Origin of the sequence: Bartonella sp. MU70NMGDW, assembly GCF_042194085.1 — a bacterium.
In the GTDB taxonomy this organism is placed as follows: domain Bacteria; phylum Pseudomonadota; class Alphaproteobacteria; order Rhizobiales; family Rhizobiaceae; genus Bartonella; species Bartonella grahamii.
The window spans coordinates 1-10,755 of record NZ_JBHIMK010000067.1; the positions used below are offsets into that span (position 1 = coordinate 1).

The 10,755-nt window shown below is 39.4% G+C and carries 11 protein-coding genes and 1 other RNA gene; 5 read left to right on the forward strand and 7 right to left on the reverse strand.

Annotation, left to right across the window (positions count from 1 at the left end):
- Window positions 1-120: 120 nt before the first annotated feature.
- From ACFIKE_RS06780 to ACFIKE_RS06790, 3 genes are all read left to right on the forward strand, one after another.
- Window positions 121-1,230, forward strand: a complete 1,110-nt coding sequence (locus ACFIKE_RS06780) for a type IV secretory system conjugative DNA transfer family protein (RefSeq protein WP_375648818.1) — start codon at window positions 121-123, stop codon at window positions 1,228-1,230.
- Window positions 1,231-1,945: 715 nt separating this feature from the next.
- A complete protein-coding gene (locus ACFIKE_RS06785) occupies window positions 1,946-2,485 on the forward strand; it encodes a helix-turn-helix domain-containing protein (RefSeq protein ID WP_375648807.1) in 540 nt (179 codons plus the stop codon).
- A 170-nt stretch (window positions 2,486-2,655) separates the two neighbouring features.
- Entirely contained in the window at window positions 2,656-3,117 is a 462-nt protein-coding gene (locus ACFIKE_RS06790) for a helix-turn-helix domain-containing protein (protein ID WP_375648809.1), read from the forward strand.
- 360 nt (window positions 3,118-3,477) lie between these two features.
- Here ACFIKE_RS06790 and ACFIKE_RS06795 read toward each other — a convergent pair whose 3' ends face one another.
- The 5 genes from ACFIKE_RS06795 to ykgO all read right to left on the reverse strand — a co-directional run bounded on the left by ACFIKE_RS06795 (window position 3,478) and on the right by ykgO (window position 7,490).
- The gene (locus ACFIKE_RS06795; RefSeq protein ID WP_375626371.1) at window positions 3,478-4,299 is read right to left on the reverse strand and encodes a TIGR00282 family metallophosphoesterase; all 822 of its coding nucleotides are present in this window, start codon (window positions 4,297-4,299) and stop codon (window positions 3,478-3,480) included.
- 18 nt (window positions 4,300-4,317) lie between these two features.
- The gene (locus tag ACFIKE_RS06800; protein ID WP_375648811.1) at window positions 4,318-4,923 is read right to left on the reverse strand and encodes a 5-formyltetrahydrofolate cyclo-ligase; all 606 of its coding nucleotides are present in this window, start codon (window positions 4,921-4,923) and stop codon (window positions 4,318-4,320) included.
- 517 nt (window positions 4,924-5,440) lie between these two features.
- Window positions 5,441-5,601: non-coding RNA, 6S RNA (ssrS, locus tag ACFIKE_RS06805), on the reverse strand.
- 823 nt (window positions 5,602-6,424) lie between these two features.
- Window positions 6,425-7,210, reverse strand: coding sequence for a tetratricopeptide repeat protein (locus ACFIKE_RS06810; protein ID WP_375648814.1), 786 nt, complete (start codon window positions 7,208-7,210; stop codon window positions 6,425-6,427).
- 154 nt (window positions 7,211-7,364) lie between these two features.
- Complete coding sequence (ykgO, locus tag ACFIKE_RS06815; protein WP_013545486.1) at window positions 7,365-7,490, reverse strand: type B 50S ribosomal protein L36; 126 nt, start codon at window positions 7,488-7,490, stop codon at window positions 7,365-7,367.
- A gap of 480 nt (window positions 7,491-7,970) precedes the next feature.
- Between ykgO and ACFIKE_RS06820 the strand changes: the two genes are divergently transcribed.
- Window positions 7,971-8,159 carry a hypothetical protein gene (locus tag ACFIKE_RS06820; RefSeq protein WP_375626368.1) on the forward strand — a complete coding sequence of 63 codons (189 nt, stop codon included), beginning with the start codon at window positions 7,971-7,973 and terminating at the stop codon, window positions 8,157-8,159.
- On the opposite strand, the gene ACFIKE_RS06825 is transcribed toward ACFIKE_RS06820, so the two are convergent.
- Window positions 8,133-9,284 (reverse strand): 5-(carboxyamino)imidazole ribonucleotide synthase, encoded by a 1,152-nt coding sequence (locus ACFIKE_RS06825; protein WP_375648816.1) that lies wholly within the window; start codon window positions 9,282-9,284, stop codon window positions 8,133-8,135. The genes ACFIKE_RS06820 and ACFIKE_RS06825 overlap by 27 nt on opposite strands.
- A 1-nt stretch (window position 9,285) precedes the next feature.
- Window positions 9,286-9,783 carry a 5-(carboxyamino)imidazole ribonucleotide mutase gene (purE, locus tag ACFIKE_RS06830; RefSeq protein WP_375625365.1) on the reverse strand — a complete coding sequence of 166 codons (498 nt, stop codon included), beginning with the start codon at window positions 9,781-9,783 and terminating at the stop codon, window positions 9,286-9,288.
- Window positions 9,784-10,593: 810 nt separating this feature from the next.
- Here purE and ACFIKE_RS06835 point away from each other — a divergent pair.
- Entirely contained in the window at window positions 10,594-10,746 is a 153-nt protein-coding gene (locus ACFIKE_RS06835) for a DUF5993 family protein (RefSeq protein ID WP_375626364.1), read from the forward strand.
- Window positions 10,747-10,755: the final 9 nt, after the last annotated feature.

A 10,755-nucleotide genomic window follows, 5' to 3' on the forward strand; every position in this document is an offset into this window, starting at 1 on the left:
CCTTACCTATCCCAACAAATCTATCCATAATGTATATGATTACACAGATATAAATAGATTACAAGTAAGCTGTTAAAGCCCTTCAACTGAAATCGCTCCAATGGTAAAAAAACAAGGCAGCTGTCAAACAGAAAAGTATACGTTCTTGACCCCCATGGTTCTTTAACAGAAACTTTTAATCCTTTAGATTGGCTGTTAGATGAAAATCTCCCCCTTTATGAAAGAGAAGCGGGTGTGGTTGAAGTTGCTAGACTCCTTCTTTCTGAAAACGACAAATCAACTTCGACAGACCAATTCTTTGTATCACACGCACATAATTTGTTAACAGGACTACTTGCGCATATTGTCTTTTCTGATGAATACACATTAAAGGAAAAAAACTTAAAAACGCTTCATACGATCATGTCAATGCCAGAACCGTCCGTGATTGGAAAATTGCAATCTATACGATCAAATTCTTCATCCCAATTTATTCGTGAAACCCTTGGCGTTTTTACAAATATGGCGGCGCAAACTTTCTCAGATGTCTATTCTACTGCTGCAAAAGATATACAATGGCTTTCACTCTCTAATTATGCAGATCTTATCAGTGGTAATGATTTTAAAACTACCGATATAACAAAGGGAAATATTGATATTTTTCTAAATATCCCCTCAAAAATTTTAAAATCTTATCCAGGTGTTGGGCGTGTCCTTGTTGGCTCTTTTCTCAGAGCTATGGAGGCTGCTAATGGTAATTATGCAAAAAGAGTGCTCTTTATTTTAGATAATGCTGATCTTTTAAGATATATGAACATTTTAGAAGAAGCACGTGATCGTGGACGCAAATATGGCATATCTCTCATGCTTTTTTACGAGTCTGTAGAGCAAATAGAACGTTATTTCGGTTCGTTAGGCGTTATGACGTGGTTTGAAAATTGTGCTTTTGTAAGCTATGCCGCAATAAAAGATATTAAAACTGCTGAAAATATATCTAAGGCATGTGGTCAAATGACCATTGAAGTGAAAGATTCAAGCATAACTCTGGGAACATCAGGTATAGAAGGAACAGAGCATTTAAGTTTGCGACAAAGACCTTTAATATATCCACATGAAATAACACAAGAAATGCGAAAAGACGAACAGATTATTCTTATGCAAGGGCAACCACCTGTTCGTTGTGGACGCTCTATCTATTTTAGACGTAAGGATTTAACAGCTCTTACTAATGAAAATAGCTTTTCTTCTTAATAAAGCACTTGTTTTTTAGTTAAAATGAATAAAATATTGTTGTATTTTGGGATGATATAATTAGAGATAAATTATTTTTATAGTACATTTTTATAGTACAGTGGCTTGAAAATGGGAGAGTCATGAGCAGTCTTTCTTCTAAGAAGACAAAACACCAAAGAAGAAAGGTTAGATGCAAAACAGAGCATTGCTTCAACTATAATGCGTGGGGTGTTCAAGATAATACGTAGAATATTCGTTTGGATATTTAAAACAATACGTAGAATGTTGGCTGTGATATTTAAAAGGTTGCTTTACGCAATCTTCCTTATTTTATTATTCATTCGTAAACCAGTTTTTGCCTTCTTAAACTTCTTTGCTGGTGGCTTGGCTTTATTCCTATTTTTTCTTTTTTTCGGATACACAGCAGGAGTTGCACCCTATGAACACCAAACAGCAATGGTCATTGGTGGTATCATCATGATATTTCTTTGCTTGTTTGCTCATGATGCCTATGAAAGGTTTTTACTACGTCTAGCATCTCTTGATTATGATCTTATACTTATTTCAATAAATAGAGCTCACTTCGTTCACACATAATTTAATCAAAAATGAGAGGTTATCTGCCTCTGATAAAAATACAAATAAAGACTGTTTTTAAATTTTATTGCCAATTTCCTGAAATTACTTTATTGTAAGCGAATGTTTTGGTCGTCTACGCAGCGATCAACAGGGAATGAAAGACCCGAAACTTGAGACACGTATTTATCCAGCTTTATGGATATCCCGGATTTCCGGGAGCTTTTGTTATGTCCAGGTGCGTCTGCGCACTAAAAGCAAAAGGCTGAGTCAAGTTTCAGCTCTTTCAACTCCCGGAATACTTATGCGAGGGCGCTCGCAACCGGTAGGGGAGCTTGAAGTGAAAGCTAAAAATCCACACTTTAACGACATTTCGATAGGCAGAAAAATTCGCTTTAAAAGAACAATGCTGGGGATGTCGCAAAAGCAATTAGGCATCCAGTTAGGTGTGACGTTTCAACAAATCCAAAAATATGAAAAAGGCTCTAATCGTATAGGGGCGGGGCGTTTACAAGAAATTGCTGATATTCTCAATGTTCCCATTTCCTTTTTTTATTCCGATCTCTCAACAAAGGAAAACGCCTTGGATCCTTATGATGAAAGGATCTCGAGTAAAGAAGAGCAAGTCCTTTTGAAAAGCTTTAGAGAGCTTAAACCTAAAAAGCAGAAGGCAATTTTGTGTTTGATTGTCTCATGAGATAAAAACACTGTTTTAAATTTATTGCTGGTCTCCTGAAATTATTTTATGAACAAGAACGAGGGTTCTCGTTGTACAGTGCGGTTGAATGGTGGAGCCCAAAGCCTGAAAATCCAAGCTGAGACATTAGCCTGCTTTATAAGTATCGCGAGATTCCGGGAGTTTTTGCCATGTCCAGGTGCGCTCTAGCACTAAAAGCAAAAAAGCTGACTGAACTCAGTGTTTTTGACTCCCAGAATACGCATAAGAGGCGCTCGCAACCGGTAGGGGAGCTTGAAGTGAAAGATAAAAATCCACACTTTAACGACATTTCGATAGGCAGAAAAATTCGCTTTAAAAGAACGATGATCGGGATGTCGCAAAAGCAATTAGGCAGCCAGTTAGGTGTGACTTTTCAACAAATCCAAAAATATGAAAAAGGCTCTAATCGTATAGGGGCGGGGCGTTTACAAGAAATTGCTGATATTCTCAATGTTCCCATTTCCTTTTTTTACGCTGATCTTTCAACAAAGGAAAACGTCTCAACTTGTGATGATGAGATCGGAAGTAAAGAAGAGCAAGTCCTTTTGAAAAGTTTTAGAGAGCTTAAACCTAAAAAGCAGAAGGCAATTTTAAGATTAATTTTTTGTTAGAATAAAGAAAAAATTAAAGAGGCTCTTGCTAAATAATAAATTATTCTATAAACCCTTTTTTAGAGAAGGGGGTTAGCATTTCTCCTCCCCCCCCCCCGCAGAAATGTCCAAATAGAACCTCCTTCTCGTCATTTTAAAAATCATGAAAATTTGGACCTTTTCCCTTTTTAAAGAGTGACTTATTTGTGTTAGAAAAGTTGCTGTGTTAGGCAAATTGGAAGGCGTGGTGTTTTTAGGGATTTGGGAAGGGCTTGAAAAGTCATCTTGCCAAAAAGAGTTCTCAAAAGGAAACATTGGAGAGCAATCATCCAAAGGGCGCCCAGTGGAGAGCGATCATCAAAGGGGGCGGCTTAAAAGAAGCTACCAAAAATCTGGAACTTCAGGCTTTAAATGAGGACCAATCCGTACTGCCGAGACCTTTTCTGCTAAACCTGTGCGGTCTGAAATCTCAACCGCTAAACCACAAAGGGTGGCGGGACCACATGCCGGTTCAAAACGATCTTGCTTCGTCTTATAAAGAAAACGGTGTAAGGGTTCTTCTTTGTCCATTCCAAGAGATGAGTTGTAATCTCCACACATGCCTGCATCTGTTAAATAGGCGCTCCCACCTTCTAAGATTTGTGCGTCAGCCGTGGGAATATGCGTATGCGTGCCAACGATAACACTCACACGACCATCAAGAAAATGGCCAAAACATTGCTTCTCGCTTGTCGTTTCTGCGTGAAAGTCAAAAATAACCGTATCGGCTTGCTCCATCAACGAACAGGCTAAAAGAATATTTTCTGCTGTTTCAAATGGATCTTCTACTTTGCACGGCATAAAAACGTTGCCCAACAGATTGGCGACAAGAACACGGGCTCCATTTTTTGCTGTAAAAATACCTACACCTCTTCCAGGAGTTTCTTTCGAAAAATTGGCAGGGCGTAAAAAACGATCACTCTCATGGGCATACTGCAATGCTTCTTTGTGAGAAAAAGCATGATTGCCCGTGGTCACAACATCAACACCGGTCATCAAAAGATCTTGATACGTTTCTTGTGTGAGACCAAAACCACCAGAGGCATTCTCACCATTTACCACAACAAAATCAAGCTGCCACTTCTTAATCAGTTGAGGAAGGTGTTCAAAAACAGCTTTACAGCCTGTGTTACCAACAATGTCACCTAAAAATAAAAAACGCATAGGCGCTTTAATCACATTTTAACATTTTAAGAAACCTTTTTCTGTAAAAATCCCCTGTACCTGTAGATCATGTTCTGCTGCGGGAATAGAGGAAACCTCCTGACATGAAAATCCTATGCCCCATAATGTTATTTGATGTCCTTGTTTTTCAAGAGCTTCAACCGCACGGTCATAATATCCTCCTCCATAGCCAAGACGGTGACATTGACGATCAAATGCAGAAAGCGGAACAATAATATTATTGGGGACAACAACGCTACTGTCTGCACTTGGACCAAAGGTGCCAAAACGCATGGGCTCTAAAATCGTGTTGGGCGAAAATGCACGGAAAACCATGGTGGTGGAATCAAGCACTGCTGGTAAGGCTAAACGTCCGCCGCGTAACGCTACAGCATCCAGTAAAGGACGCGGGTCAATTTCCGATTTAATGGGCCAATAGCCTGCTAAAATGAGCTGTGAAAAATTTGTCCCCTTTTTTTCAAGGTATTCAATAAAGTGGCAACAAGCACGCTGCGAAAAGAGTGCCCGCTCTTCTGTTAAAAGAGCATCACGACGCGATAAACCGCTTTTTCGCTGCTGTGTACGAAGGGATAAAGCCGATTCACAGAGGGGATTATGTGTCATTGTCTCGCCAATTGTTTTATAAGATGCTGGTATTTTATCCATTGTTGGCGTTTTGTAAATCTCTGTTATGATAAGAGCTGTGCTTCATGAAGAAAGTGTGCGCTCTTATGATAGGGTATCTTGATGCGATAAACCGCTTTTGCGTTGCTTGCGTGCAAAGGGATAAAGCCGATTCACAGAGGGGATTATGTGTCATTGTCTCGCCAATTGTTTTATAAGATGCTGGTATTTTATCCATTGTTGGCGTTTTGTAAATCTCTGTTATGATAAGAGCTGTGCTTCATGAAGAAAGTGTGCGCTCTTATGATAGGGTATCTTGATGCGATAAACCGCTTTTGCGTTGCTTGCGTGCAAAGGGATGAAGCAGATTCACAGAGGGGATTATTTTTGTAAGTGCTGTCTGTTTTATAAAATAAAGCTCATCGTAATTTTTCTTTCTTGAAAAGAGAGTATCGTCATTGGTCTTATGTAAAAGGACGCTCTCAATTTTTATCTGGAAAAATTTTGATGTAAAAAAGGGTGATCCACAACAGCCGATGGAAAAAGCTGATCCCGGGAACCTATACAAATAGGTGGGCGCCATATGAAAAAGCCCACGGGCTTGATCAGGGACAGCTCCCTTGGAGATCATTAAGGTCTCAGGAATACGTTATTTCCTGTCGAGAAGCGCAGAACACCCTCCTTAATATAAAACAATTTCAGAGTTTCTGCTAGAGATAAAATAACTACAATCTCTTATTTTTCATAAAGTTTTTTCAGGATGATTCTATAACCTTGCGGGTGGCTGCTAGAAATGGCTGTATGATATATAGAACGCGTTATTCAAAGTAAAAAAAGCAAAAAATATGAGTGGGAGTGGGTGATTGAGTGAGGCATAACGGTTTATTGGCAATCGCTTGATTTTTATGTTTCGCGGGAATACTTGGGGGAGCTTTGAAGGGGAATATTTTTTATTCAAGGATGTTTGTTAACTGACGTTGCGTCTTTGAAATTTTTGCCTCGTGGGGAATATTTCAGTGCTGTTTTATCAACTTTGAGGGGTGGAGAAGAGCCGATACGGTATGTTCTCTGCTATGGTTGAAGCTCATAAAAATAAAAAAAAGGCGATAATAGTTTATCAAAGGGCTCAGCGATGTTTTAAGTTTTTTTTTCAAAAAATATTTTTTGAGGATCGTGTTTACAAAATTTTTTTTGTCCATGATGGAGAGATGTGAAAAAAGAGGCGGTGTGAAGAGGACTCAAGCGTGAAGCGTTTGCTTGCTAGGAGAAGAAATTCTTTAAGGGGTATATTGGAAGTGTTTGGACGCTTCCTTCAATACAAAAAAGGTCAAAATTCAAAAAAGACATTTTCAATTGCGTGGGGTGGGGTCAATTGCGTGCGGGGTGTTTGAGGGCGTGGTTATGAGCAGGGGGCTTTGAGTTTATTGAGTGGAATGTAAAGCTGGCTTGCGTCTTATCCAAGTTTGAAAGGATGCGTAAAGCATCTCGTTCTTGAATGGTTTCAAAGAGCTTGTGGTGATTGTTCGTCTAACAGAGCTTGTACGCGCTTTTGAATTCTGCGCATTTGTGGGTAATATTCTAATGCGGTTTCATAGGCTTTAAGAGCCAGTTTTGGACGCTCTGTTGCTTCCATGGTAACGCCAAGTTCAAAAAAAGCTATATAGTTGCGCGGCTCAAGTTCAAGAGCATGGTTGAGATCAAGCATGGCAAGCTTGAAATCGTTTAGTTGAATGTGAATCCAAGCACGTCTTACCCAAGCTTCAGCGTGAGTAGGTAAAAGTGCAATAGCATTATCAATATAATCAAGTGCAAGTCCATAATCGTCGCTACTGATTGCATTTTCAGCCCATGACATTAAAAGATCAATCGTCTCACTCCCCGATTGGGACCACAAGTGTTGAAGTTGTTGACTGATCTTTTTTGCTTGAAAAACATCAGCACAATATTTCAACTCTTTCAGTAAACGTAAAATTTCGGCATCTTTGCGTTGCTTAACTCTGTCAATATGGGAAAGCTGCTCTTTGTCAAGATCTTCAAGAATAACCGCAGACAAATCAGAATCGGAGGGCGTTGAGGAAGGGGGAGGAGAATTGGGAATAAGATCATCTAAGGGTAAAAGCGATTGTGGAGAAGGCCGATCTTCAGGAAGCGAAGGAGGATTTTGCCCATAGCTAGAGGGAACAAAACAAAATATGCCAACAAAAAAAAGAAAAAAAACGCGATTGAAAATACAGAAAAAACGCGACTGAAAAAATCGAAAGGTTTTTAAAAAAATAGAAGAATCCATAAAAACAAGCCCCCAAAAGATAAATCACCAAATATTATCAAATACTAGACTTGTAATCAACGAACTTATAACCAACCGACTCGTAACCCAAAAAATCTTAAGAAAAAATTTTTAAGCCTACAAAAAGTAGGCATAAAAACATTAACCAAAAGAATTAGCCTTGACGCGCTCTAAAACGAGGGTTCGTCTTATTAAGAATATAAATACGACCCTTACGACGCACCAAACGATTGTTACGGTGGCGCTCCTTTAGTGCTTTAAGCGAATTTTTAATTTTCATCATATTCACCGTTAAACAGTTTACGTAACACAATACTATGATACAACATTAAAACACAAAAATACAACACCACAACCCCAATACACTGTTCACTCAATGAACATTGCATTGCGATATTGTACTTGCATCATAACATCACACGATACACTTTTTCACTGTGATCACAAAAAGAAAAACGCACCCTTAAGGTACGCATTAACACACTTCATTAGCACAACGAATAAGTGAAAATTGCAAAAAAGTAAGGAAGATTTAACAAGAAGTCTTATTCTTGTCAAGGGTGTATTATACATTTCCTATGGTGGGTTAATGGTTTCCTTGAAGGTAAAAATATTCTCGCAAAAGAAGGACAAAGAGTGGAAAAAAGTAAAAGCCTTTTCAGCTTTAAACAAATAAGCTCTGTCAAGGGGGTGTTGAAAGGTCAGGAGCGCTGTTGAGCCGTTGGATTGTTGATTGGTGTGGTTTTTGAGGGTGGGGGGTATGGAGGAGAAGGAGCTTGTAGGAGGGCGTGAAGCCCTGCTAGGGGGCAAATTAAAAGGATTGGGGCGGGGGGCGGCGCGCTTTGAGCCGCTGGATATCGGTGTGAGGGGAGAGGTTGTTTTTCAGTTCATTGAGGGGAAAAGCATTTGTATATATGTGGGTTTAAAATTTGCTAGCTGGTCCCATTAATTGGATGACATGCCCCATTTTGCGGTAGGGTTGAACAGTGCTTTTGCCATATAAATGGATCGAGGTGCGCTCTTGCTTCAGAAAATATTTTAACGTGCTTAAATTTTTCCCAAGAAGATTTGTCATTTGGCAATCGCTATGGCGGTATGTGCTGCCCAATGGAAGACCGCAAATAGCACGGATATGCTGTTCAAATTGTGAAGTTATGCATGCTTTTTGTGTCCAATGACCAGAATTATGGACACGCGGCGCGAGTTCATTTACTAAAAGATGACCATCCGTTAAGACAAAAAACTCAATACAAAGAACACCAACATAATCGAGGGCATCCATGACTGTTAGGCTGATTTCTTGGGCTGCTTTTTGCACGTCAAGTGGAATATGTGATGGAACAAAGGATTTATGAAGAATTCCGTTTTTGTGTTGGTTTTCAGGGCAATCATAAAAAATATGTTCTCCTTGTTTTGTGCGAGCCGAGAGAACTGAAATTTCCGATAAAAAAGGAACTATCTCTTCCAAAATACAAGGCTGCTCCTGAAAAGTCCTTAAGGCTTCGTCAAGGGTTTGTTCATCGGGGTGGTCAAGCTTGATCTGGTTTTTTCCGTCATAACCAAAACGACGCGTTTTTAAAAGACCACGTCCGCCTAAGGCATCGAGCGCGGAAAGAAGAGAAGAAGAATTGTCAACAGCATACCATGAGGCGGTGCCAATTCTTTGATCACGCAAAAATTGCTTCTCAAAAAGTCGATCTTGCGTGATCTCTAATGCTTTGGAAGAAGGATAAACAGGCTTACTCTTCTCTACATATTGAACCGTTTGAAGCGAAAGATTTTCAAATTCATAGCTGACAACATCACACTGAGAAATAAAATGATCTAAAGCTGATGTATCGTCATAGGAGGCAACAATATGGCTGTTTGCTGTTTGAGCGGCTGGGCAATCGGCCTCAGGGCAAAAAATAACTGTTCGAAATCCTAATTCTGCGGCCGCTATGGTGAGCATCCGTGCTAACTGTCCGCCGCCGATTAAACCAATGACGCTGCCTGGAGGTAACATGTTAGGTGAGAGGGTGTTGGGTGAGGGGGTGGTGTTGGGTGAGGGGGGCGTGTTGGAAAACGGTGCCATTTTAACCCTCCGTTACAGGCGTTTTGGCGACATTAGCTGTTTGTTGTTGACGCCAATCTTGTAATCGTTGGGCGAGATCATGATCATAAATGGCCATAACGGCTGCGGCTAAAAGTGCTGCATTAATTGCACCTGCTTTGCCAATTGCTAATGTGCCAACGGGTATCCCTGCTGGCATTTGCACAATTGAAAGCAAAGAATCTTGACCAGAAAGAGAATGAGAATGCACTGGAACGCCAAAAACAGGAAGAGGCGTAAGGGCTGCTAGCATACCAGGAAGATGCGCTGCGCCCCCTGCACCGGCGATTAAAACTTTAAACCCTGCTTCTTTTGCTTCTTTTGCAAATTGATAAAGGCGTTCAGGGGTTCGGTGTGCTGAGACAATATGCGAACTATGAGAAATACCAAGATTTGTCAAAATATCTGCGCTATGGCACATCGTTTGCCAATCCGATTGGCTCCCCATTAAAATCGCGACATCACATGATTTTTTCATCATTCACCATCCTTTTCAAAGGTTCAATGCGATTCTTTATCATTATTTTTTTAAAGTTTTATATTCTCTTTGCAAAGCCAATTGATGACAGAGAAACAGTTATTTTTCAAATAAGATGGAAAGCTAAAAATTTAAAGGGGGATCTCGAGAGATGAAAAATTAAAGTATTGAAGGTTATGAAGCACTTCTTTTGAGGGGGAGGGATGAATTTTGAGGGGAGGTGTTAAGGGGTGGCGTTGGACCTATGAGACTGTTGAGCTGCGGAATTGCTGTTTATTTAAGGTAAGAGGAAAAAATACATCGGGGGAAAGGCATTGATTGTAAGTTTTTTTAAAAATGTTTCATTTTTATTTGCCAAAATAAACATGGTCACCATATATTATGAAATCTGCTGCAATTTGAAAAATTGCTCATGAGAAAAAGAGATTTTTATGGCGAAAATGCGTTGCAAAGTGAGGATATTCTTTGAGAAAAAAGAGATATCGATCTCTTAATTTCAAAGGCTATTTATTTTGCTGTTCAAGTGGTTATTTTAATTGAGTGGGGGGATGTGCTCTTTGTAATCGTTGATATATTTTAATAATAGCTGATATAAAGGGAAGCGAATAATCAGCGCTTTTGTGCTTTTGTTGAGATGTGTTTCTTAGCGATTATATGGTTCTTTGTTTTTTCACTTAGATAGTATGACAAGAAAAGTGAATGACGAATTGTGAATAATAAATCCATGGTCTCTTTTTTGCCCAATTTTGTAATAATGGTGGAAGCTGAAATAAATTAAGAGTTAAACACCGGATGTAAAGGAGATTTAAAGCTATGTTTTTTCCATTTTTAATCGCTTTAGGTACTGCAATAACGACTATGTATGGCAAAAAAAATATAAGTTATGCTCTGTGGGCAGTTTTATTCGTTGTCATTCTTCTCACTTTCAATCATCACGCAACTTCTACTTTAAATTTATCTTTTTGAGAGAATAGC